At 43.5% G+C, this 23,986-nt stretch carries 26 protein-coding genes; 16 read left to right on the top strand and 10 right to left on the bottom strand.

The features are described 5' to 3' along the window. Positions 1-21 precede the first annotated feature (21 nt). Positions 22-1,014 (top strand): RNA polymerase sigma factor RpoS, encoded by a 993-nt coding sequence (rpoS, locus tag GTW09_RS10420; RefSeq protein ID WP_163111820.1) that lies wholly within the window; start codon positions 22-24, stop codon positions 1,012-1,014. A gap of 91 nt (positions 1,015-1,105) precedes the next feature. Here rpoS and folA read toward each other — a convergent pair whose 3' ends face one another. The 4 genes from folA to rplU form a co-directional block, all read right to left on the bottom strand. Then, entirely contained in the window at positions 1,106-1,612 is a 507-nt protein-coding gene (gene folA, locus GTW09_RS10425; protein ID WP_239059343.1) for a type 3 dihydrofolate reductase, read from the bottom strand. A gap of 88 nt (positions 1,613-1,700) precedes the next feature. Next, positions 1,701-2,870, bottom strand: a complete 1,170-nt coding sequence (gene cgtA / locus GTW09_RS10430) for an Obg family GTPase CgtA (RefSeq protein WP_071978570.1) — start codon at positions 2,868-2,870, stop codon at positions 1,701-1,703. Positions 2,871-3,117: 247 nt separating this feature from the next. Continuing rightward, on the bottom strand, positions 3,118-3,375 hold the full coding sequence (gene rpmA / locus GTW09_RS10435; RefSeq protein ID WP_071978568.1) for a 50S ribosomal protein L27: 258 nt from the start codon (positions 3,373-3,375) through the stop codon (positions 3,118-3,120). 15 nt (positions 3,376-3,390) lie between these two features. Continuing rightward, the gene (gene rplU, locus GTW09_RS10440) at positions 3,391-3,702 is read right to left on the bottom strand and encodes a 50S ribosomal protein L21 (RefSeq protein ID WP_163111821.1); all 312 of its coding nucleotides are present in this window, start codon (positions 3,700-3,702) and stop codon (positions 3,391-3,393) included. A gap of 881 nt (positions 3,703-4,583) precedes the next feature. Between rplU and ispB the strand changes: the two genes are divergently transcribed. Next, the gene (gene ispB, locus GTW09_RS10445; protein ID WP_163111852.1) at positions 4,584-5,558 is read left to right on the top strand and encodes an octaprenyl diphosphate synthase; all 975 of its coding nucleotides are present in this window, start codon (positions 4,584-4,586) and stop codon (positions 5,556-5,558) included. 38 nt (positions 5,559-5,596) lie between these two features. Here ispB and GTW09_RS10450 read toward each other — a convergent pair whose 3' ends face one another. From GTW09_RS10450 to GTW09_RS10460, 3 genes are all read right to left on the bottom strand, one after another. Continuing rightward, positions 5,597-6,313: a ZIP family metal transporter gene (locus tag GTW09_RS10450; protein ID WP_163111822.1), complete on the bottom strand. Its 717-nt coding sequence runs from the start codon at positions 6,311-6,313 to the stop codon at positions 5,597-5,599. A gap of 204 nt (positions 6,314-6,517) precedes the next feature. After that, positions 6,518-7,837 carry a Xaa-Pro dipeptidase gene (pepQ, locus tag GTW09_RS10455; protein ID WP_071978565.1) on the bottom strand — a complete coding sequence of 440 codons (1,320 nt, stop codon included), beginning with the start codon at positions 7,835-7,837 and terminating at the stop codon, positions 6,518-6,520. A gap of 288 nt (positions 7,838-8,125) precedes the next feature. Next, a complete protein-coding gene (locus tag GTW09_RS10460; protein ID WP_338024944.1) occupies positions 8,126-10,162 on the bottom strand; it encodes a transglycosylase SLT domain-containing protein in 2,037 nt (678 codons plus the stop codon). Positions 10,163-10,679: 517 nt separating this feature from the next. On the opposite strand from GTW09_RS10460, the gene fadB reads away from it, so the two are divergent. Further along, positions 10,680-12,830 (top strand): fatty acid oxidation complex subunit alpha FadB, encoded by a 2,151-nt coding sequence (gene fadB / locus GTW09_RS10465; RefSeq protein ID WP_163111824.1) that lies wholly within the window; start codon positions 10,680-10,682, stop codon positions 12,828-12,830. Between the two features lie 18 nt (positions 12,831-12,848). Beyond that, positions 12,849-14,012: an acetyl-CoA C-acyltransferase FadA gene (gene fadA, locus GTW09_RS10470; protein WP_163111825.1), complete on the top strand. Its 1,164-nt coding sequence runs from the start codon at positions 12,849-12,851 to the stop codon at positions 14,010-14,012. Positions 14,013-14,081: 69 nt separating this feature from the next. Here the strand turns inward: fadA and GTW09_RS10475 are convergent, their stop codons facing one another. Continuing rightward, positions 14,082-15,050, bottom strand: a complete 969-nt coding sequence (locus GTW09_RS10475; protein WP_163111826.1) for an integron integrase — start codon at positions 15,048-15,050, stop codon at positions 14,082-14,084. Between the two features lie 238 nt (positions 15,051-15,288). Here GTW09_RS10475 and GTW09_RS10480 point away from each other — a divergent pair, with 238 nt between their 5' ends. The 4 genes from GTW09_RS10480 to GTW09_RS10495 all read left to right on the top strand — a co-directional run bounded on the left by GTW09_RS10480 (position 15,289) and on the right by GTW09_RS10495 (position 17,627). Then, positions 15,289-15,894, top strand: a complete 606-nt coding sequence (locus tag GTW09_RS10480) for an HAD-IB family hydrolase (RefSeq protein WP_163111827.1) — start codon at positions 15,289-15,291, stop codon at positions 15,892-15,894. A 112-nt stretch (positions 15,895-16,006) separates the two neighbouring features. After that, positions 16,007-16,405, top strand: a complete 399-nt coding sequence (locus GTW09_RS10485) for a hypothetical protein (RefSeq protein ID WP_163111828.1) — start codon at positions 16,007-16,009, stop codon at positions 16,403-16,405. Between the two features lie 126 nt (positions 16,406-16,531). Beyond that, positions 16,532-16,864, top strand: a complete 333-nt coding sequence (locus GTW09_RS10490) for a hypothetical protein (protein WP_163111829.1) — start codon at positions 16,532-16,534, stop codon at positions 16,862-16,864. A 553-nt stretch (positions 16,865-17,417) separates the two neighbouring features. Beyond that, entirely contained in the window at positions 17,418-17,627 is a 210-nt protein-coding gene (locus GTW09_RS10495) for a hypothetical protein (protein WP_071968195.1), read from the top strand. Between the two features lie 96 nt (positions 17,628-17,723). Here the strand turns inward: GTW09_RS10495 and GTW09_RS10500 are convergent, their stop codons facing one another. Beyond that, positions 17,724-18,005, bottom strand: a complete 282-nt coding sequence (locus GTW09_RS10500) for a type II toxin-antitoxin system RelE/ParE family toxin (RefSeq protein ID WP_163111830.1) — start codon at positions 18,003-18,005, stop codon at positions 17,724-17,726. Next, on the bottom strand, positions 18,002-18,394 hold the full coding sequence (locus tag GTW09_RS10505; protein ID WP_420809549.1) for a type II toxin-antitoxin system TacA family antitoxin: 393 nt from the start codon (positions 18,392-18,394) through the stop codon (positions 18,002-18,004). Before GTW09_RS10505 ends, GTW09_RS10500 begins: the two co-directional genes overlap by 4 nt. 989 nt (positions 18,395-19,383) lie before the next feature. On the opposite strand from GTW09_RS10505, the gene GTW09_RS10510 reads away from it, so the two are divergent. The 8 genes from GTW09_RS10510 to GTW09_RS10540 all read left to right on the top strand — a co-directional run bounded on the left by GTW09_RS10510 (position 19,384) and on the right by GTW09_RS10540 (position 23,688). Further along, positions 19,384-19,746: a hypothetical protein gene (locus GTW09_RS10510; RefSeq protein ID WP_163111831.1), complete on the top strand. Its 363-nt coding sequence runs from the start codon at positions 19,384-19,386 to the stop codon at positions 19,744-19,746. A 186-nt stretch (positions 19,747-19,932) separates the two neighbouring features. Then, a complete protein-coding gene (locus GTW09_RS10515; RefSeq protein ID WP_163111832.1) occupies positions 19,933-20,151 on the top strand; it encodes an addiction module protein in 219 nt (72 codons plus the stop codon). A 3-nt stretch (positions 20,152-20,154) separates the two neighbouring features. After that, positions 20,155-20,451, top strand: a complete 297-nt coding sequence (locus GTW09_RS10520; RefSeq protein ID WP_012517119.1) for a type II toxin-antitoxin system RelE/ParE family toxin — start codon at positions 20,155-20,157, stop codon at positions 20,449-20,451. Between the two features lie 545 nt (positions 20,452-20,996). Next, positions 20,997-21,266 (top strand): excalibur calcium-binding domain-containing protein, encoded by a 270-nt coding sequence (locus GTW09_RS17810; protein ID WP_163088796.1) that lies wholly within the window; start codon positions 20,997-20,999, stop codon positions 21,264-21,266. A gap of 131 nt (positions 21,267-21,397) precedes the next feature. Further along, a complete protein-coding gene (locus GTW09_RS10530; RefSeq protein ID WP_163111833.1) occupies positions 21,398-21,853 on the top strand; it encodes a hypothetical protein in 456 nt (151 codons plus the stop codon). Between the two features lie 118 nt (positions 21,854-21,971). Beyond that, positions 21,972-22,304: a hypothetical protein gene (locus tag GTW09_RS10535; protein ID WP_163111834.1), complete on the top strand. Its 333-nt coding sequence runs from the start codon at positions 21,972-21,974 to the stop codon at positions 22,302-22,304. Positions 22,305-22,349: 45 nt separating this feature from the next. Further along, positions 22,350-22,718 carry a hypothetical protein gene (locus GTW09_RS17465; protein WP_203565708.1) on the top strand — a complete coding sequence of 123 codons (369 nt, stop codon included), beginning with the start codon at positions 22,350-22,352 and terminating at the stop codon, positions 22,716-22,718. A 532-nt stretch (positions 22,719-23,250) separates the two neighbouring features. After that, complete coding sequence (locus GTW09_RS10540; protein ID WP_163111835.1) at positions 23,251-23,688, top strand: hypothetical protein; 438 nt, start codon at positions 23,251-23,253, stop codon at positions 23,686-23,688. Positions 23,689-23,986 lie beyond the last annotated feature (298 nt).

Below are 23,986 nucleotides of genomic sequence, written 5' to 3' on the forward strand. Positions count from 1 at the left end.
CCTTTAAGCAGGAGATTCACCATGGGTAAGTCAAATAAAGCCTTAGAATCAAAATCTCAAGATGACTTAGAAGTCATTGATATACCAGATGAAGTTAAAATAGAAGATGCAGTATCCGATGATATTGAAGCGGAAAGTGACACTGCAGTTTTTAACCAAAACGAGCAACCAAAAAATTTAGATGCCACTCAATTATACCTAGGCGAGATAGGCTTCTCTCCACTGCTCACTGCAGAAGAAGAAGTATACTTTGCCAGACGGTCTCTCAAAGGCTGTGAAGCCTCTAGAAAGCGTATGATTGTTAGTAATCTTCGCCTTGTAGTAAAAATCGCAAGACGATACAACAACCGTGGCCTGGCCCTCCTTGATCTTATTGAGGAAGGAAACTTAGGTCTTATTCGCGCTGTCGAAAAGTTCGACCCAGAGCGAGGCTTCCGTTTTTCAACTTATGCTACGTGGTGGATTAGACAAACCATCGAACGGGCCATAATGAATCAAACGCGCACTATTCGACTGCCTATCCATGTTGTCAAAGAGTTGAATGTTTACTTACGTGCATCTCGTGAACTGTCTCAAAAACTTGACCATGAGCCTACTGCAGAAGAAATTGCAATGGCACTAGACAAGCCTGTTGAAGACGTTACAAAGATGCTACGTCTAAACGAGCGTATTACTTCAGTAGACACCCCGATAGGCGGAGAAAGTGACAAAGCGCTGCTAGATATTATTGCTGATGAAAAAGAATATAGTCCTGAAGAGACACTTCAAGACAACGACATCAAAGGCAATATAGTTACTTGGCTTGAAGAGCTAAACCCTAAGCAACGAGAAGTACTTGCTCGTCGATTTGGGCTATTAGGCTATGAGCCATCAACACTTGAAGATGTGGGTGCAGAAATTGGGTTAACCAGAGAACGCGTTCGTCAAATTCAAGTAGAAGCTCTGCGCAGACTGCGTGATATGTTGAACCATCAAGGGCTATCACTGGAAAGTTTATTCGATCAAATGAAATAGATATAAATTGGTGTAATAGAAACCAAATATACAGGGCAGCGTGGTATTTACGCTACCCTGTTTTTTTGTGGGCTGCTTCAACTCTTCAATATTACGCAGACCTGCGCTGAAAAGTTACAAAGGTATAAGCATATTTATTTTTTTCGTCGGGCGAATGGGCTTCCCGTTCAGTTTCAACCCAATTTCCCTGAGACCGAAAATCTGGAAACTGGGTGTCTCCAGCAACTTTAAGATCGATAAAAGTAAGATACAGAGTATTAGCTAAAGGCAATAAGGCGTTGTAGATAGTACCACCACCTATTATCATTACTTCATCATTGCTGCCACACTGTGCTTTAGCTGCTTCTAAGGCTTCAGCCTGAGTATGCACTACCGTTGCATCTTCAAGTGTATAATCTTTATTACTTGTCAGAACTATATTTGGTCGCCCCGGTAAAGCACGGCCAATAGATTCATAGGTTTTTCTACCCATTATGACCGCTTTGCCCATTGTAACAGCCTTAAAATGTTTCAAGTCTGCTGGTAGGTGCCACGGCATGTCGTTATCTGCACCGATAACTCGGTTTTCGGCCATTGCGGCAATCATTGATATCTTCATCTTATTCTCACTACAAACACGGTTAGTGGATATTACATACAAAAAAGCACGACATAAATCGTGCTTCTATTGAATTTATTTTTAAGCTTTAGCGACGATATTCAACATCAACGTCGTAGTCGTCTTCATCCCAGTCCTCATCATCGTCTAAATCGTCCATGAGATCATCATGAGCATCTAGCGTGTTGCGATGGTATGTGTCCCATTTGAACTCTACTTCTTTCTTCTCTTCCTCTTGCTCAGCTTCCGCAGGAAGAGTTTCAATGAAGTTCATTACATCGTTGCAAAGCGGATCGAGGTTAATTTTCTGAAACGCAGAAATTTGATAAACAGGGCCTTCCCAGCCTAGCGCATCAACAACTTGCTGACACCTTTCTTGTGCTTCTTCCTCAAGCAGCAAGTCTACCTTGTTAAAAACAAGCCAGCGAGGCTTCTCAGCAAGCTTAGGGCTGTATTTTTCAAGCTCTTGTACTATTGCTTTAGCGTTTTGTGCTGGGTCACTCTCATCTACTGGATAGATATCAACCACGTGTAGCAAAATACGGCAGCGCTCTAAGTGTTTTAAGAATTGGATACCTAAGCCAGCACCTTCTGCAGCGCCCTCGATAAGACCGGGTATGTCGGCTACAACAAAGCTTCGCTGAGAGTCTTGACGTACCACACCTAAATTAGGCACTAAGGTAGTAAACGGGTAATCGGCTACTTTCGGCTTGGCAGCTGAGACTGAGCGAATAAAAGTAGATTTACCCGCATTTGGCATACCTAATAGGCCAACGTCTGCTAGCAACATAAGCTCAAGCTTAAGGTTGCGAATTTCCCCCGGTGTGCCATTCGTCTTTTGTCGTGGCGCACGGTTGGTACTGCTTTTAAAACGCGCATTACCTAAGCCGTGAAACCCACCCTGCGCAACCTTAAGCTTTTGTCCGTGACGGGTAAGATCGCCAAGAACTTCTCCTGTATCGCAATCTGTTGCGCGAGTACCAATTGGAACACTAACTTCTAAATCTTGTCCCTTGCGCCCAATGCAGTTTGCACCTTGACCGTTTTTACCGCGCTCTGCACGGTGAAAACGTTCGAAACGATAGTCGATTAATGTATTTAGGTTTTCATCAGCAACAAGAAATACGCTGCCGCCGTCACCACCGTCGCCACCATCTGGTCCGCCTTTAGGTACGTACTTTTCCCTTCTAAAGCCAATTACGCCGTTGCCGCCATCTCCGGCTTCAACACGAATTTCAGCTTCATCTACAAATTTCATTTATCACTCCGGGCAACTTTGCCTTGGGTTGTTACTAATTCTAAGAACCCTAAGTTTACACCACAATAAGCGCTTTCGCGTAACGGTATGCTTAAGGATTTAAAAACATTCGACCTGTGTATCTTTAATAAAGACGCGCTTTCACTACGCACTTTCGTATACTACGTCAAAAAATAAGGTCTCATAAAACAAAAAACCCCGCAAACGCGGGGTTTTTGAAAGCTTTCTTGGCTAGTTAGCGCAATGCTTACTCGCCTACGATGCTTACAAACTTACGGTTCTTCGGTCCTTTAACATCGAACTGAACTTTACCGTCTTTAAGTGCAAACAACGTGTGGTCTTTACCGATACCCATGTTGTCACCAGCGTGGAAACGTGTACCACGTTGACGAACAATGATGTTACCAGCAAGAACAGATTCACCACCAAAGCGCTTAACACCTAGGCGTTTACTCTCTGAATCACGACCGTTTTTGGTACTACCACCAGCTTTTTTGTGTGCCATGTGTTCGTGCTCCTCTTATGCGTTGATACCAGTGATTTTCACTTCCGTGAACCACTGACGGTGACCAGCTTGCTTGCGCGAGTGCTTACGACGACGGAACTTAACGATAGTTACTTTATCGCCACGACCGTGTGTTATCACTTCTGCAGTCACCTTACCACCAGCAACGTTTGGTGTGCCGATTTTTACGTCGTCACCGTTGCTTACCATTAAAACTTTGTCAAATTCAACCGTTTCGCCTGGGGCTACTTCGATTTTTTCAAGACGAACGGTTTGGCCTTCGGCCACACGGTGTTGTTTACCGCCACTTTGGAAAACCGCGTACATAGTTAACTCCGCTCTGCGTCCACTGACGCGTCAATTCAAAAAACAGGGCGCAAATTCTACGTGAAACATCTGTAAATCACAAGCCCGATTCGTAGAAAAAATGATTATTTTTCCAACATGGAGCGAATTATGCCTCAATTGCTTATTTGATGCAGCTTACAATCGCGTAAATATGGATAAAATTTAAAAAAATTGTGCGTTACACCATTAAAAATCTACTTTCTTCACCAAGTGAAGGTAGTTAATTTTGGTGCTGAAAACACAAATTTCGAATATCTAACTTAACATTGATCATTTTGATCTTCGTGCTTATTACTTTGCCTGCATGACAACCTACATGGACAACGCGATCCCTTTTTACAAAGCTACGATCCGAGAAAAATAGTGGTTACATTTCTTACAAACATGGCTAAGTCTGGAGCAAAACGCACAACACAGAGAAAAATACTTAAAGCAGAATTCACAAAGTATCAAAAATAACGACTTTAACAAAAATTGTAGTATTAAAGGCCAAATGTCTAACTCTTCTCGTTTTTTTTAAATTTTCTTTGCCTCTTTTTCTATTTTCTACCCTTGTTCACTGTTTTTTCTCTCTGTTTTCTGTTCTTTACTCTCTGTTGGCAGCCTAGCATTCATCAGCGAAGTTTTTTAAAACGGTATGCTAACGGTTTGTTCTATTGGCTAAATAGCTGGAGTAAACACAGAGGCGCAAAGTTCTAACATGCTTAAGGAGCAATTTTTAACGGGTATATCAATGATTACATTTCAATTGCGTTAAACTGTCATTTTTTAAGACAATTTGGTGGATAGTGCGAGCCATTAAGGTACAATCGCCAACAATATAGTACCAATTGTAAGAGTAAGTATTTATTGCCATGCCTATGGATATAGACCAAATTCGCGCACTGTCGAACGACGATATGCAAGCGGTTAATGCGCTGATTCAACAACAAGTAGATTCTGACGTAGCACTAATTAACCAGCTTGGCTTTTATATCGTAAATAGTGGCGGTAAACGCTTACGTCCTCTTCTTACCGTGCTAAGCGCACAAGCAATGGGCATTCAAAACAACGACCATCACACGTTGGCCGCCATTGTTGAATTTATACATACCGCTACTTTGCTGCACGACGATGTTGTTGACGAGTCGACCATGCGCAGAGGGCGTGAAACGGCAAATGCCGTGTTCGGAAACCAAGCGTCAGTGCTCGTGGGTGATTTCTTATATACCCGTTCTTTCCAGATGATGGTAGGCCTTAAGCGTATGCGAGTTATGTCGATTCTGTCTGAGGCAACTAATCAGATTGCCGAAGGTGAAGTACTGCAGCTAATGAATTGTAACGACGCGAACACCACAGAATCTCGTTACTTCGACGTGATCTATGGCAAAACTGCGCGTTTGTTTGAAGCGGCAACGCAACTTGCGGCGGTTTTAACTGACCAGAGCGAAACGATAGAACACGCCATGCAAGAGTACGGTAAGCATCTTGGTACCGCGTTTCAATTAGCTGATGACTTGCTTGATTACATGGCTGATAGCGAAGAAATGGGCAAAAATGCGGGCGACGACCTTGCTGAGGGTAAACCCACGCTGCCACTGTTATACGCCATGTGGCATGCGGAAAACGAAGACGATAAAACGCTCATTCGCGAGGCTATTGAACAGAGTAACGGTTTGCCACACCTAACAAAAATACAAGGCATAATGGAAGCTACGGGTGCGCTGGACTACACCAGACAATGCGCACATAACGAAGTAAAAATGGCAATAGACAGCCTTGCGCCTATTCCAGACTCTGACTATAAAGAAGCGCTAATCTCTCTAGCTCACATTTCAGTAGAGCGCACCAGCTAAAAAGCTGGTGCCGTTTAAAGGCAACGCAGCTCTCGATGCTAACTCTCCAGCATGTAGCCCACTACCCCCACTAAAAAACCTAGTATTCCTCCTAGTGGCGGTAGCCAGTGGTTTTCCATTCGTATTTGCGGTGCAATATCTTGAAAAACAGAATATAAGATCCCGCCTGCAGCGAAGAGCATAATGCCGCTAGTAATAACCGGAAATTGAGATAAAAAGAAATAGCCAATTAAACTGAAAATTGGCCCTAATAACGCCATTAATACAAAAATGATAATCAGCTTATTGCTGTGCTTTTTATTTTTCGGCAGCATTTCTCGGTAAGCGTTAAAACCTTCAGGTAAGTTTTGTACCGCAATTAGCGCCCCCAAAAGCAGCGTAGAACCACCAAGCGCTGCTGTTGCTCCCAATGCAATAGACTCGGGCACAAAGTCGCTCAGCATAGCTGCAAGCTGACTACCAGCAGTTTTCTTTTTTGCCAAAAAGATATCGAGTGACATAAAAGCTAGTGAGCCACTTACAAAACAGGCTACTACCCCAAACACTGATAAATCCATTGCCCCTTTAGGCACTAATACCAACCCAACCGCTGATATCAAGGCTCCCGCTCCCAACGCCAAAATACCGTGTCTCAACTCTTGCTCCAACCACTGTGGTTGAATACTCTTGCGCGTTGAAAGCATGGCGCCGACAGGCATAGCTAAACCTGCAATAGTAGCAACAAGAAGTAAATTGATAACGCTTGAATCAAACATAGTGCTGCCCTTCCGTTGTGCAAACATTATATGCGAAGGCTAACCGTTTTTTATCAAAATACGTTAGCGGCTTCAGGAAGCTCGTAAAACGAAGCTGTATAACAAAGCTATAAAATAAACTAAAAAGAGCAGCGTATAGCTGCTCTTGTGTTTTTATAACCATTTCGACATTCTTGCAAATACCCAATGAAACTATAAAGGCAATTAGTTAAGCCCTAGGTCGCGGGTCATATTTTCGTTTTTGTCACGATGAACAATTATATTGTCCTCTATGCGGATCCCGCCGAATGGTTTGTAGGCTTCTACCGTGTTCCAATTGATGTATTTCGAGGCTGGCGTTGCTTTTAAGTCTCGCAGTAAACTCTCGATAAAATATAGTCCGGGCTCGATAGTGAACACCTGTCGCGGCTCTACCACTCGTGTACAACGAAGAAAAGGATGATCTTCTGGCGCAGTCTTAGGCGTGCCTCTGTCATCATTAACTAAGCCACCAACATCGTGTACCTGCAAACCCAGAAAGTGACCTATTCCATGAGGGAAGAAAGTGCGAGTTATCCCCATCTCAACAATTTCTTGAGGCGTTAGGTTAACAACCCCGGTGTCATGAAGAATTTGCGCAATTCCATCATGAGCAAGCAAATGAATATCGGTGTATGCCACACCTGGCTTCAAATTATCAGCAAGGGTAAGGGTTACCTTATCTACTGCTTTAATAAGATCTGCAAATAACGATGATTGTTGACTGTAGGTTCTCGTTATATCGGCGGCATAGCCGTTGTAGGTAGCACCTGCATCAATAAGAAAAGAGCGTGAAGTGCTAGGAGCAATATTGTCACACTGCATGTAATGCAAAATAGATGCGTGCTCATTTAACGCCACAATACTGGTGTAGGGAACATCGTTGTCGCCCTGTCTGCAAGCGGTTGCATAGGCTAAATTGATATCGAACTCGCTTTTCCCTTCTCTAAAAGCTTGTTCTGCCGCGCGATGACCTGCAACGGCCAGCTTATTTGCCTCACGCATGCAGTCGAGTTCGTAGTCTGTTTTGTAAGCACGCTGATAGTGCAAATAGTGTAGTACTCTATCTGGGTTTACATTGTCGAACCCGAGCGCTTTAGCAACTTCAATATACTCGCCAATATAGGCCATACGCGACTTATCGTAAGGAAGGTGTTTTTCAACTGCATCAGCTTGTTTAAGCAGGATGATATTAAAACTGTCTGTCCAGAAATCGTTAGGCTCTGGTGGTACTTTGTGCCAAAAGTCTTCAGGACGATAAAAGATAAGTGTGGGCTTGTCTTCGCCGTTGACTACCAGCCAACAGTTGGGGTTGTCGATGACCGGCACCCACGCTTTGAATTGCGGGTTCACCTTAAAAGGATAGTGATTGTCATCTAAAAATAGTCGTTTTCCCTGACCCGAATGAATAACCAAGCCATCGAGCCCTTCACGCTGCAAAGCCTCGCGAGTTCTCGCCTGTAATTCTTCTATATGCTGTTCGTAGGTTGCTTTATGGTGCGACATAGCCCCTCTTATCTTTCTCGTTAATTGTTCTATTTGCGTTGCTTTTCTATTTGTACTTTCCACTCGACGTTAAGTATAACATGAGCCGTTGCGCATATTTATCCTGCCACGATAAACTGCAGTTTTGAGATGCCAACTTGCTTAAAATCTCTCTGCATTGATGGCTCTCAAAGTACTTATTTTTGAATCTCAAACTTCTAATATGCACATAAAGCACACCTATTACTCACTTTAAATAAGCGTCAACTCGCAGTAACTTAAGTGCTATTTTAAGTGATACTAACTAGGCTACTTTGGTGCCAACTGCACTATGCCTGTTACAGGGTGTGTACTTACAGCCTCTGCCGAGGGGATCAGATCGGAAGTAAGTTGGGGAAATATATTATTATTACCCCCTAATTGTTGTTCGTATATATGTTGATATGCCATTACAGCTTTCACATAAGCTCGGGTTTCTTTGTAAGGTATATTTTCAATCCAAATATCGACGGGAAGGGCTTCATTTTCTGGTAGCCATTCCAGCACTTTTCTCCAACCAGCATTGTAAGATGCAGAAACCAACACCGGATTGTTATTCAGTTTATCCATAAGGTAACGAAGGTACTGGACGCCAAATTCAACGTTTTCGTTAACATTGAAAAGTTGGCTTTGACTCACTTTGGCTTGCGCAACGTATTTTGCAGTACCTGGCATAAGCTGCATTAACCCCGCCGCGCCTACCGGTGAAATGGCATCGCTTCTAAATGAGCTTTCTCTTCGAGCAATGGCCATGGCGAAAGAGGTAGGAATATTATGCAGCTGCGCTTTTTCACTAAATACCTCGTTAAACGCAAGTGGGAAGCGTCTTCCTACATCGTCCCAGTAGCCACTGCGAGCAAAGCTACTGATTGCTTGGTCGTAAAGCCCCCATTCATAGGCCAAAATTCCCGCGTCGGTAACCTGTTCATTCGGAATATGCGTGAGTAAGTAATACCACTCCCTCCTCGCCTCGGTAGCACGGTTTAAACGAAAAAACTCAACCGCCCTAAGTGTGGCTGGTGTGGTTGCTAACTTCGCGATTGTGGCAACATCTTTGGGTGCAGGGTTATTTTTAAGAGAAGGAAAGGCGTTAATACGAGCACTTGCCATAAAACCATAGTAGTGGCGCTCTTGTGCTAACTGACGATACAACACGGTGGCCTGCATAGGTTGGCCAGTTTGTTCTAGCGCCCTGGCCAACCAATAACGATAGTTTGCTTTGTTTTTCAGAGACACGGGCGCCTGCTCGATAATGCGAATGACCTCATCGAACTGCTGTGTGCGCAACAGGTGAGAAACATGCCAAAGCTTTATATCGTCACTGGCACCCGGTATGTCGGCGTATTCTAACCACTCATGCGCCTGCGGAAGCTTTTCAAGGGTAAAGCTAAGTGCAATGGCTCGATTGATAGCGTGGCGCTGTGCATCAGAAAATACGCCTTGGCGCTGATATCTTTGATAAACCTTTTCTGCCAAAGCGGGCTTTTGCCAGGCCAATTTTTCAAGAGCCCAAACCATTGCTTCTACTTCACTTGGTTTGTTTTTTAACGGGAATAACCCTCTTTTCTGCACATTGCTAACGTTGCGAGTAACGGCTAACCAGATATCTGCAATATATTGATATTTAGCGGGTAACTGGCGCTTTAGGTAGTGAATAATACGGCGATTCTTTTCTTTCGCTGCAATTTCAATGCGCTTTATCACCATGGTAGATGTCATTAGGCCAGCTTTCTTCCACTTAGAGAAAAGCGGGTCGCACTCATCGGGTTGAGACTGCCCGCTTAGCCACAGCGCATCAACCTCTCGCAGTACTTTAGCCACTGGCTCTGCTCCTTGCAGGCGGTAGTTAAGTGCAACACAAGTGAGCCTTGCCCCCATTCCGCTGCGGTAGCTATCTAAAAATGCGTTTCGGTGATTATGCTTCGCCAAATAACTAAGCCATTTGTAACGTAACCCATAGCTCACAGGCTGACCGCGGTAGTCCTCTAAAAATTGATTCACTTCGCGCTTAGTAGCAATTGACATTGTGCGCTCTAATTTCAAACGCAAAAGGTAGGGGTATAGTGGATAGTCGGCTAACGCATATATTTCACCATCAAAGTCATTCACGCGACGTCGAGAATAAGTGCGTAACTTCTCTTCTAAATTAAGAAAATGCTGACGCTCTTGTGCATATACATCTTGAGGAAGCGTTAATGTATGGCCTGGAAGTGGCTGAGCGACGGTATGGGGTATTACCACTACTGACAGTAATAGATAAACTAACAATGCTGGTGCATGTTTAGATAAATGAATGGCTTTAGACACAAAAAGTCTCCTACCCTTTATTGAATTCAAACTGGCCGATGACTTACTCGACCGCCTGAATTGCTTATTGTATATCGCCAATATAGACGACATATTTTGCTGTTTAGGCTCTCACAATGTGAACGTACAGCTTGGCTCCGTGCCAATGAAGATGTTGTGTCGACCGCTATAAACTGTGTACTAATACGGTAGTGAAACTCTAACCGTTAGATATGCGTTACAGCTAAAACAGCCTTATTGCTTATTATTCGTATATTGGATTGGCGCTTTGCGCTAATAATGCTCATTATACAACCACCAATACCGAAATGAAGCGAGAATTCACTATTTGCTCTTGAATTTAAGTCATCCGACCACTACCTTATGACAAATGAAACAGATGTTTGAATTTTTGTTGAAATTTTGTGTGGCTTTGTAAAATATTTAGCCACCCTAACGCGTTAGTAATTTGGTACTACCCTACAACATAGTTGGATTAAATTTACTAACATCCTGGCCAATGCCGAAGGAGATGATAATGATATACACAGGCAAAAGTCTTTCCGTCAGCCTGTTAGATGACGGCTTTGCTGAGCTGGTATTCGACGCCCAAGGTTCAGTAAACAAGTTCGACCGCCAGACGGTTTCAGAGCTTGATGAAGCAACACAAGCTCTTGTTGCCAAAGGTGACATTAAAGGCTTAATAGTACGAAGCGCAAAATCTACATTCATTGTAGGTGCTGATATCACAGAGTTTACCGATCTTTTTGCACTGGAAGACGCTGAAGTACTAGATTGGGTTGCCAATACTTCTCAAGTATTCGACCGCTTCGAAGACTTACCTTTTCCTACCATAGCTGCAGTTAACGGCTTTGCCCTAGGCGGCGGTTGTGAAATGACATTGGCATGTGACATGCGTATTGCAGACACCACAGCGTCTATTGGTTTGCCAGAAGTTAAGCTAGGCCTTATGCCTGGTTTTGGCGGTACGGTTCGCCTACCTCGCCTTATTGGTGCAGACAACGCCCTTGAGTGGATGACCACTGGCCGCGATAGAAAAGGCGCGAAAGCCTTAGCAGAAGGCGCAGTTGATGCAATGGTAGCGCCAGAGGCGCTCGTTGAAGGCGCGCTTTCAATGGTGAAAGACGCTGCTGACGGTAAATTTGATTGGCAAGCACGTCGTGCGGTTAAGAAAGCTCCATTACAGCTAAACAAAAACGAAGCGATGATGAGCTTCTCTACTGCACAGGCCATGGTATTTGCACAAGCTGGCAAACACTACCCTGCGCCACACAAAATGGTTGAGACTGTTCAAAAAGCAGCGGGTCTTGACCGTGAAGGTGCACTAAAGCTTGAAAACGAAGGCTTTGTAGCTCTTGCGAAAACCGACGCAGCGAAAGCGCAAATTGGTATTTTCCTTGCCGACCAGCTTGTTAAGAGCAAAGGTAAAAAGCAAGCAAAAGCAGCAACTAAGCAATCGAAGCTTAACGCTGTACTAGGTGCAGGTATCATGGGCGGCGGTATTGCCTACCAAAGCGCTGTGAAAGGCACGCCGGTAATTATGAAAGACATTAACCAAGGTGCACTAGATCTTGGTCTTTCAGAAGCCGCGAAAATTCTTGGCAAAGGTATGCAGCGCGGTAAGGTTGATGCGACTAAAATGGCGCAAACACTTAACGCTATTACGCCTACCCTTGAGTACAGCACACTTAAAGATGCAGACCTTGTTATTGAAGCGGTGGTAGAAAACCCGAAAGTAAAAGGTATTGTACTTAAAGAAGTAGAAGACAATGTAGCAGACGACGCTATCATCACTTCAAACACTTCGACTATCTCTATCAACCAGCTAGCTGAAAGCTTAGACAAGCCCGAGCGCTTCTGTGGTATGCACTTCTTTAACCCAGTGCACCGCATGCCGCTAGTTGAAATTATTCGTGGCGAAAAAACCTCTGAAGAAACCATCAACGCAGTAGTAGCGGCAACCCTTAAAATGGGTAAAACCCCGATTGTGGTTAACGACTGCCCAGGGTTCTTGGTAAACCGCGTATTGTTCCCATACTTTGCGGGCTTCAGTAAGCTACTTATCGACGGCGCTGACTTTGTTGCTGTTGATAAAGTAATGGAAAAAATCTTCGGCTGGCCAATGGGCCCTGCCTACCTAATGGATGTTGTGGGTATCGACACGGGCGATCACGCAGCAGACGTAATGGCGGCAGGTATTCCAGAGCGTATGGCTCGCCTAGACAACGACCCTGTAACTCTTTTCTACAAAGAGCAGCGTTTAGGTCAGAAGAACGGTAAAGGTTTCTACAACTACGGTGTTGATAAGCGCGGCAAGCCGTCTAAAACACCTGCTGAAGAAGCATACGCACTTATGGCGCCACACGTCGCTGAGAAGACAGACTTCGAAGCTGACGACATTATTGCACGCCTTATGATCCCTATGGCAAACGAAGCAATTCGCTGCCTAGAAGAAGGCATTGTAGATAGCGCAGCTGAAGCAGATATGGCGCTACTTTACGGCTTAGGTTTCCCTCCATTCCGCGGTGGTATTTTCCGTTGGATTGAAACCATTGGCTTGGCGAACTTCGTTGCGATGGCAGACAAGTACGCTGAACTTGGTCCAATTTATCAGATCTCAGATGGCGTTCGTGAAATGGCCGCTGCTGGTAAATCCTATTTCGCATAAGACCCGGAGGAAAATCTAATGAAAGAAGTGGTCGTAATCGATTGCGTACGTACCCCTATGGGTCGTTCAAAAAACGGTGTTTTCAGAAATGTGCGTGCAGAAGACCTATCTGCAGCACTAATGACCGCGCTACTAGAGCGTAACCCTGGCGTAAATCCAGCGGAAATTGAAGACATCATTTGGGGCTGTGTTCAGCAAACTAAAGAACAAGGCTTCAACGTTGCACGTAACGCGCAACTACTCACACAAATTCCACGCACAACTGGCGCGGTAACGGTTAACCGTTTATGTGGTTCATCTATGCAAGCCCTTCACGATGCAACAAGTGGCATCATGAGCGGCCGTGGTGACATTTACATGATTGGTGGTGTTGAGCACATGGGTCACGTACCGATGAACTACAACATCGACTTCCACCCAGGTCTTGCCAAGTACACAGCGAAAGCGTCGGGTATGATGGGTATGACTGCCGAGCTACTTGGCCGTCAAAACGGTATCACTCGTGAGCAACAAGACGCATTTGGCGCACGTTCGCACCAATTAGCGCACAAAGCACACCTTGAAGGCCGCTGGGCTAACGAAATTGTGCCGGTTGAAGGTCACGATGAAAACGGCGTATTAAAGCTAATTGACTACGATGAAGTAATACGCCCAGAAAGCACAGCAGAAAGCATGGCGGCGCTTCGCCCAGTGTTCGACCCAGTAAACGGCACGGTGACTGCGGGTACGTCTTCTGCGCTGTCTGACGGTGCATCTGGCATGCTGCTTATGTCGGCAGACCGTGCGAAAGAGCTTGGCCTTACGCCACGCGCGAAAATTCGCTCAATGGCAGTGGCTGGTTGTGATGCAGCGATTATGGGTTACGGCCCCGTACCGGCAACACAAAAAGCCCTTAAGCGCGCAGGCCTTACTATGGACGATATTGAACTTGCAGAGTTTAACGAAGCGTTCGCGGCACAGGCACTATCGTGTATTAAGCAGCTAGGTTGGATGGACCACCTAGATACTAAGATTAACCTTAACGGTGGCGCTATTGCACTTGGTCACCCACTTGGTTGTTCTGGTTCACGTATCTCGGGTACGCTTATCAACCTAATGGAATCACAAGACGTAAGCCTAGGCTTAGCGACTATGTGTATTGGTTTAGGCCAAGGTATCGCTACTGTATTCGAGCGTGTATAAGCGTTTGTATAGCTAATTTTGAAAAGGGCCTTCGGGCCCTTTTTTGTTGGCTTCAACTTACTGTATAAGTTACTTCAATACGCGAGATAAAGGACTCACCACGCCCTGTGCCCCTTGCTGTAGCACATGAGTATAAATTTGCGTCGTCTTTACGTCTGAATGACCTAACTGTGTTTGCACCGTTCTAATATCAGCTCCCGATTGCAGTAAATGCGTTGCAAAAGAGTGACGCAGCGTGTGAGGCGTAACTTTCTTTTTAATATCACAGGCTTTAGCTGTATTGCGTATCGCTTTTTGTATACTCGATTCATCAATATGGTGCCGTCGCACTCTTTTGTTTTCAGGGTCGACAGATAACCGAGAAGAGGGAAACAAATAATGCCAGCCTAACTCTCTGGGCGCGTTTTTGTATTTCAAACGCAACCTGTGAGGTAGATAAACCCCCGCGTATTTCGGGTTCTCAAGATCAGCCGCCAAGAAGTTTTCTACCATAGCGATTTGTCGTGTAAGACCCGGTTTTAGTTCTGCAGCCAAGGTTACAATGCGATGCTTACCACCTTTCCCATCCCAAATACGAATGGCGTTGTAGTCAAAATCAATGTCTTTAACTCGTAGTCTAACCGCTTCCATTAGCCGCAAACCACTTCCGTACAATAAAGATATAGGTAATTTTAGATTGGCAGGAACTTGCTCAAAAAGAGAAACGACCTCTTCCTGCGTTAATACAACTGGAAGCTTGGCCTGCCTACGACTTGAAACAAAGTTGAGTTCGCACGAAAGTGGTCGCTCTACTATATCGCGGTATAAAAACGCCAACGCATTTAACGCGCTCGCCTGAGTGGCCGGAGCCACATTTTTAGCGTTAACTAGGTGAGACAGAAACACTTCAACTTCTTTGTCTCCCATTTCAGAAGGGTGTCTACTATTGTTAAAGCGAATAAAGCTAATTATCCATTTACTATAGAGTTCTATCGAACGCTTCGCATAGCGACGGTTGTGCATATGCTCTATCACCATTTGCATGAACATTGATTTCATTTTTTTGATTTTAATTACTGTAAATAAATACAGAATTACGGTTTTTGACCCGACCGTAAAATAAAAAGGAAAGATTCCGTACTTAAGTTCAGTATTTTCAGATACTAAGTGTAGGTTATTGATGAAAGTGTATTTCCATGCGAAAGTAAGAAAACTATTAATGTGATATACGGAAATTATCCACCTTGCATAAAGGATTTTTTCCTTACACTAAATTGTTAGCAGTCAGGAGAAATAATTGAAACTTGCGCTCTTCGATTTTGATGGAACAATAACGACACGAGATACCTATACGAAATTTGTTATCTCAAACGCGAATATTTTCAGATTAATTTTAGGAGGCTTCCTCCTTTCCCCTTTAATCCTGCTAAATAAGTTAAAACTAATGCCATCACCTGTATTAAGGCCCGTAATTACAAAACTAGCATTTAAAGGGACTAAGGTTGATGACATAAATCAGAGCGCACAAGAATACGTTCATAAATACTTACCTACAGTAATTAGACCTAACATGCTGCACCAAATAAAAAAACATCAAGAGTCTGGCGATCGTGTAGTTGTAGTTTCTGCTTCAATTTCTCCATATCTCAAAATTTGGTGCAAAGGCTTAGGTATTGATTTAATTTGCAGTGAACTAGAGGAAAAAGACGGGTACTTTACTGGTTCATATGTTAACGGTGATTGCAGTGGTCAAAGGAAGGCAGATAGTGTTAAAAATACAATTAACTTGGACTCCTTTGAGCAAGTAATTGCTTACGGCGATACTAAAGAAGACCACGCGATGCTTAAACTAGCACATGAAAGTTATTTTAGAGGCAAACCTTTTTCAGCAAATGACTGCTAACAAAAAAATTAAGCCACTCACTTCGTTCGCTGGGACGCATACACGCGGGGCGGCTTCGCCATTATGCCCCACATGCCTGCGCCCCTTATTTAAAAGTTAGGCATATGGAGTAATGGATTACTTGAAAGCTCTTTTTTGGTTTGTAACAGCAGTTATTGTTGTTTTTTGTGTAATTTGTTCACGCGGTAATTCAGGTGGTTCATCGGATACTTTTTTTATGGTTAGCTTGGGAAGCTGGGCTCCATGTCTATTAGCATTCGTTTTTCACTGTTTAGATAAACAAGCTAGGCTTATGCTTTATGTGACAGCCTGCTCATTTATCGCAGTATCAGCGTTTGCAGTTTACTTTTTAGGATTATTGTCCCTTCACGTACTAAACACGGGCTCGATTGGCCCTTCCGGTATAGTTTTGGCCGTTTTCCCATTTTGGTATATTGGCTTGTGTATAGGAGGTGCTGCCGTAGGTTTATGTATGTATGCGACTGAAAGTCTTATTAAAAAATATGCCTAACAAAACACTAAAGGCACTCGCTTCGCTCGCTGGGACGCTAACACATGGGCTGCGTCACTTCGTTCCTAATTTTAGCCCATGTGTTATCGCCCCTTAGTGGGGTGTTAGGTACTCAAAAGGATTATTATGAAAACATTTGTTGTTTCACTTTTGTCTTTTATAGCAGGCATCGCGGCTATGTTTGTACTTCACTTGGAAGACACTGTGAGCGATTCAAAAATCAAAGTAACTCAAGACCTTGAGTCATTTACCTACATTACTGAAAATCTTAACCAAAATGACTTAGAGGCCGTTTCTAGGTTGAGCTGCAATATCCTAAATGGTGCAATATTAGCAGCAAATACGATTACGGAAACACCTCATAGAAACCTTAGCGCCTCTGACGAAAAAAGGTTTATTACTTTCCAAGAAAAGGCTCAGAAACTTCTAAAAAACAAGGATGTGTGTGCACGTACCTAACAAAAAAATCAAGTCACTCACTTCGTTCGCTGGGACGCATACACGTGGGCTGCTTCGCATTATAGCCCACATGTATGCGCCCCTTATTTAAAAGTTAGGCGTCATTTACTCACAGCATTAAAATATGGGTTCAACCGTGACATTCCAGCATCAAGGTTGTTTCGCTAGGTCGTGTTCGCGGCTAGCTTTCTCGGTTGTTTCAACGGCTTTAGCAACGCGCTTTTCATCAACATCGCAACGCCAACATTCAACATCACCAGCTTTCTAAACTCGCTCTTTTATCCAGCAATGCCGTTAACATCTGGCTTTTCGCACAGGGTTGTTTTATCTTAAATTCAATAATTTAAACACGCGGTCTAATTGGCTAGTGGTGGCAGCAAAGCTGCGTACTTTCAGTTGTACGCCTAACAAAACGCTCAAGCCACTCCCTCCGGTCGCTGGGACGCTAACATGTGGGCTGACTCACTTCGTTCGGATTTTAGCCCACATGCTAGCGCCCCTTAGCTTAAAGTTATGTGTCAAAGGTAAATCAAGATAAGAAGGATTTTTAACTATGAAACTAGGAACTAAAATTGGTTTGTCATTCAGCTTTATTGGCTGTGCTGTCGGCGCTTACTTCGGTCTATCACCTGTTTACTCTCAATTACAATCTGGTGTGTTATCGGGTTTAGAAGCCGGTCTAACCTTCAGTATCGCGGGTATCTTTATTGGTAGTGTATTGGCTACTGCTAGCATTCTTTCTTCGAATAAGCATGCCACATAACAAGCCAATAAACACACTCACTTCGTTCGCTGGGACGCATACACGCGGGGCGGCTTCGCCATTATGCCCCACATGCCTGCGCCCGTTATTGGAAAGTTAGTTGCCTACAGGAAATTTTTGCTTTTGGTGTAAAACTCGAAGAATGTGAATAATGTCGTCTTTTATGAAATATGAAACGATCATTGAAACCTCTGGAATTATTAACAGTCTTCCCGGTATAGCCTCTCTCTCCACTCCCATAAAAGGTTGCTGGTTCAAGTTTTCAACTTTCTTCTCAATTATTGCATCAGTTTTTTCTGCTGCTAATGGGTTAAATTCGTATAAAAACTCGAAAATAGCCTCACGATCGTCCAACGAACTTTTTTCCCATAAGATCATTTTTCGGCTTTATTCCTAATTTTCATTTTTCGAGCTTCCATGTCCAAGTTCGCCTCTTCATGACTGACAAACTTGCTTTGCCCACTCTCTAATTTACTGAACGCAGCATTAACCTCTTCAGTAAGCCACTGATCATGAGTAATTATTTTTCGTTGCTGTTCAGCGAGTTCTTCCGTAAGCTCTCTACAAGCGTCACTTAAAGTGCGTCCTTGGCTTTCGGCCATTATCTGAGCTAGCCGTTTAGTTTCTTCATCTACTCTAAACTGAATACGGGTATCCATGATAAACTCCTTATGAAATGTACGTACAAATGTTAGCACATCTGTTGAATTTACGGCAACTAACAAGCGCATTAACTCAGTCGCTGGCGCTCCTTGGGACAAAAACACGTAGGCTCCCTGCGCTTCGCTTGGTATTGTAGCCTACGTATTTTTGCCCGTTATGCGGGTGTTAGAGCTAGATTGACATCGTGAGTAATTTAATTGAGAGTTTGATGCTTTGTGGTTACGTGAGCTTCTGTGCTCTCGCATCAATTGTTTACTGGCGAACTAATCGAAGTTTAAATTTCATCAAACGACTTATTGTAAGTGCTCATGGAATTCTAGTCTTACTTGTATTTGGTCTTGCCTTTTCAATAAGCCATTTAAAATTGAGTAGCTTCGATCACATGCAGTGGTATACAGTGCTCTGTGGAGTTCCACTCATATCTGTTGTGTACAGTCTGTATGCTCATAGAGGCACTAAGTTACTTCACCTTATTCATATAGGCGTAATACTCGCGCTATTGTGGGCTTTGGTCATTGGTGGAATGTACATCACGGGTGATTCGCTCTAACAAACGCATTAACACTCGCTTCGCTCGCAAGGGACAAAAACACGTAGGCTCCCTGCGCTTCGCTTGGTATTCTAGCCTACGTATTTTTGCCCGTTATGCGGGCGTTAGGCGTCATTTACTTACAGCATAAAAAGGTGGGTTTAAGCGTGACATTCCAGCATAAAGGTTGTTTCGGTAGGTTGTCTTCACAGCTAGCTTTCTCAGTTATTTTAACGACTTTAGCAACGCGTTTTTCATCAACACCGCAACGCCAACATTCAACATCACCAGCTGTCTAAACTCGCTCTTTTATGCAACGTTCCCGTTAACATCTAGCATTTCACACTGGGTTGTTTTATCTTAAATTCAATAATTTAAACACGCGGCCTAATTGGCTAGTGTCGGCAGCAAAGCTGCGTACGCTCCTTTGTACGCCTAACAAAACGCTGTTGGCACTCCCTTCGGTCGCTGGGACGCTAACACGTGGGCTGGCTCACTTCGTTCGGATTTTAGCCCACGTGCTAGCGCCCCAAAGCTTAGCGTTAGGTGCTAAAAGGAAAAATTATGAAATCATGGAATGAATTAACTAATCTACAACGCGCAGTTATCGGTATCGCAATGGTTGTTGCTGCGGCAGTTTTGCCAGAGATAGCCTTCTTAGTTCAATTAGGTGGTATGGAAGTCGCATTTGCTCTCGTTTTTGCTAGCCTAGCTCCCATCATTTCTTGGTTCTCAACAAAATACCAAGCAATTAAAGAGTGCTTTAAAACCTCACTGGTGGCTTTTAGGCATAGTGCATCTGCTAAACCTTCCGTCTTTATGGTTCAAGCTTCTTTTTGCGCCTTCGCACTTCTATTTACAAGTTCGGGTTTATTGGCTTTTTACTTTTTTATGCCTAGTATGCTGCTAAACGGGGTCTTGGCGTGAGCGCACCTAACAACCCAATCAACTCACTCACTTCGTTCGCTGGGACGCATACATGCGGGGCGGCTTCGCCATTATGCCCCACATGTCTGCGCCCGTTATTGGAAAGTTAGCCGCTACTTGTAAATCCAGCCTTTCACTTCTCTTTTTTAGTGGTAATATCAAATCATACCCAATTGGAGTTATTTTATGTCTGATGCATTGAAAGTGATGCTCGAAAATATCGAGCAACTCAGTACTAAAGAGAAAGCACTTGCTGCCCACTGTCTTTTAACGGCTATGGATACCAAGATTGATAGCGATGTGGAATCCGAGTGGGTAAAACTTGCAGAGTCTCGCAGCGCAGAGCTAGAGTCTGGTGCGGTAAAAAGCATTAGTTGGGAAGAGATAGAAAAGGATCTTAATTAAAAGATGCTGCCTGTTTCCTTTCACCCAGAGGTTAAAAGGGAAATAAAAGAGTCGTTTGATTGGTATCAAGAACAGTCATTGGGTTTGGGTCACGAATTTACTCAAGAACTCAAGGAAGCCATCGATTCAGTTAGCTCTTTGCCATCGGCATGGACAAAAATAGGGCAAACTCATCGACGCTTTGTCTTAAGCAGGTTCCCATACTCTATTATTTATAAAATTATCGAAAACAGGGAAATTAGTGTGGTAGCTATTATGCACAACCACCGAAAACCAGGGTATTGGCACGAACGCGGCTAACAAGACGCTCAAGCCACTCCCTCCGGTCGCTGGGACACTACCATGCGGGCTAACTCACTTCGTTCGGATTATAGCCCACACGCTAGCGCCCCTTAGCTTAGTGTTAGGCGTCATTTACTTACAGCATAAAAATGTGGGTTCAGCCGTGACATTCCAGCGCCAAGGTTGTTTCGCTAGGTTGTCTTTACGGCTTGCTTTTTCGGTAGTTCCATCGGCTTTAGCAACGCCCTTTTCATCAACATCGCAACGCCAACATTCTGCATCATCAGCTTTCTAAACTCGTTCTTTTATCCAGCAATGTCGTTAACATCTGGCTTTTCGCACAGGGTTGTTTTATCTTAAATTCAATAATTTAAATACGCGGTCTATTTGGCTAGTGGTGGCAGCAAAGCTGCGTACTTTCAGTTGTACGCCTAACAAAACGCTCAAGCCACTCCCTTCGGTCGCTGGGACGCTAACATGTGGGCTGACTCACTTCGTTCGGATTTTAGCCCACATGCTAGCGCCCCTTAGCTTAAAGTTATGTACTCAGGGAAGAAATTTACATGTCAAAGAAATTATTACTACTTTTAGCCGTTCTAGTTGGTGTCTTTATTTATTCCAAGAACGATCAAAACGTGGAAGTATTGCCGCAACCTGCCTTACCTACGCAAGAAACTCTAATTCAAGCAGACCGTTTTTCATTTCGTTGCGATGGTAGACAACATTGCAGTCAAATGACATCTTATGAAGAAGCAAAATTTTTCTTAGAAAACTGCCCAAATACAAAAATGGATGGCGATAATGACGGAATACCATGTGAAAGGCAGTTTTAGCAACGTACATAACAACCCAATCAACACACTCACTGCGTTCGCTGGGACGCATACACGCGGGGCGGCTTCGCCATTATGCCCCACATGTCTGCGCCCGTTATTGGAAAGTTATGCACTTAAAAGGATGGATTATGAAAAGGATTTTTTGGGTATTTCTCATATTGGCATTTTTGTTCGTAAACGAATACCTTTCCAAATTTTTGCTTGCTATTTTCGTTGGCAACTTGGAGTTTTCACAAGCAGTTGAGCAGACTTTTCAATATGCTACTGCAAAAAGCTATTTGCTTTCCGCTGGCTTTCGCGTAATACCATTTATTGCACTAGGTCTATTTGCTGCAAAATCAAGTGTAACTAATTCTATCATCGGAAAAGTAGGGATTTGGATTATTACACTCTTTACTATTTCATTTATCCTATACGGGTACTTAGGAATGCAACACTCATTATTTACAGATGAACATACCTCTTCTACATCTGCTCTAGCTTTAATCTGGATACCGATCTGGGCATTTTTGTTTGTAGTTGTTGGGGCTGTTGCTTTGGTTGTTGTTTCAAAAATCGCAAACTTTTTTCAAACACGTGCATAACAACCCAATCAACACACTCACTGCGTTCGCTGGGACGCATACACGAGGGGCGGCTGCGCCATTATGCCCCACATGCCTGCGCCCCTTATTTAAAAGTTAGGTACTCAAAAGGAATAATATGAAAACTTTTGTTGTTTCATTCTTGTCTTTTATAGCAGGTATCGCGGTTATGTTTATGCTTCACTTGGAAGACACTGTGAGAGATTCAAAAATCAAAGTAACTCAAGACCTTGAGTCATTTTCTTACATTACTGAAAGTCTTAACCAAAATGACTTAGAGGCCGCTTCTACGTTAAGCTGTAATATGCTAAATGGTGCAATTTTGGCAGCAAATACGATTACAGAAACCCCTCATAGAAGCTTGGGCGCCTCTGACGAAAAAAGGTTTATTGCTTTCCAAGAAAAAGCTCAGAAACTTCTTAAAAACAAGGATGTGTGTGCACGTACCTAACAAAAAAATCAAGTTCGCCCGCTTCGCGGGCTGGGACGCAAACATGTGGGCTGCTCACTACGTTCGGATTTTAGCCCACATGTCTGCGCCCCTTATTTAAAAGTTATATTGCAAGGACGATTTAGCTTGGTAAAAAAAGTTTCACTGTTTATTCAAACCGCATCGCTGTTAACGATGCTGATGATGCTTTTTTTGAATATTGAGTTTTACTCTTTGCTCAGCGTCTACTGTTTTTTTGTTATTTGGAGTATTGATAAAGTAGTTCTCTTCTCACTTAACGAAGAGTTTGGAATTGCCAGTCAACTAAAAATAAAAGCAGATGCGCCACCAGCTCTAAGGGTTGCAGGGGTAGGCTTCGTATTTATTATTCTAGTATTCAGCCTCAAAGCGCTTTTTCAGCATGTTGCAATATAACAAACAAATTATGGCACTCGCTGCCGCTCGCTGGGACGCAAACACGTGCGCGGCTTCGCCATTATTGCACACGTATTTGCGCCCCATATTTGGAAGTTATGTGACTAGAAGCTCATGCAAAATGTAAAAGTTGAGGAGGATTTAAGGCAGCTTGTAAAAGACGCAAGGTGGGCCATCTGGGCGTTTGCCATCTTAAACACTTTTGTCTTACTTTTTTTCCTTGCTGATGGTCTGTACAACGAATTTGTTTTCGTCTTATTGTTCATCCAAGCTTTCTTAGTTCTATTTTGGTTGGGACCTGTATTTCTGTATCAGGTCTTTATTAAAAAAGTAAGGCTAAAATACGCGGTTTACAGGGCTTTAGCATCGTACAAAGAAGCTTTGGCTCACTTTTCGTGGTAGCGTCACATAACAAACAAATTATGTCACTCGCTGCCGCTCGCTGGGACGCAAACACGCAGGCGGCTTCGCCATTATCGCCTGCATGTCCGCGCCCCATATTTGGAAGTTAGGTGCTCCATAAGGATTGATGGTGAATTCATATATCGGTGGTAAATACATCCCATTAAAAATGGTACTCTTCCCTTCGTTAGCAATGTTTTTAGCTTTAATGATGGTCGTAATGCCAGTAACTTTATTTGCGAAAGGAGTTCCATTTCAAAGTTGGGGTCCTGCGTTTACCTCAATTTCTCTTTGGGGATTTACGATGATTGGTTTTTTCTCTTTTATGGCTTGGATTTTTTGTGAGTTACTAGCCTCGACGATCTCTCGTATTAAGTCAGCTATTCTTTTTGGTATTGTTAGCCCCGTTGCCTTTATAGGGATTTTGACACTTGCTGCTTTTTTTGATGGTAACAACTTTTTGGCTGGGCTAGATACAGAGAAAGGGATTAATAATATGTTAATTTTAAGCGGATGTTCTTTTCTCTTTGGTGTAATTATCTATTGGCAAAGTACCAAGAGCACCTAACAAACGCATTAATGCGCTCGCAAGCTCGCTGGGACAATAACACGTAGGCTCAGTCGCTTCGCTCCAATTTTAGCCTACGTGTTATTGCCCATTATGCGGGCGTTATGTCTCAGAAGGAATTGATAAATGCGGTTAACTTTTTTACTACTTCTATTGGTCAATTTTGGCTGCCTTGCCTCATCTTGCATAATCACCGATGAAATGCGCGAGCAGTTTAATTTCAAACATGGTGAAAAAGTTTCCATTGACACTGCCCTTAGAGATTCGAATTTCTCTGTCACTATCAAATTACCAGAGG

The sequence above is a fragment of the Alteromonas hispanica genome (assembly GCF_010500915.1).
Lineage (GTDB): Bacteria > Pseudomonadota > Gammaproteobacteria > Enterobacterales > Alteromonadaceae > Alteromonas > Alteromonas hispanica.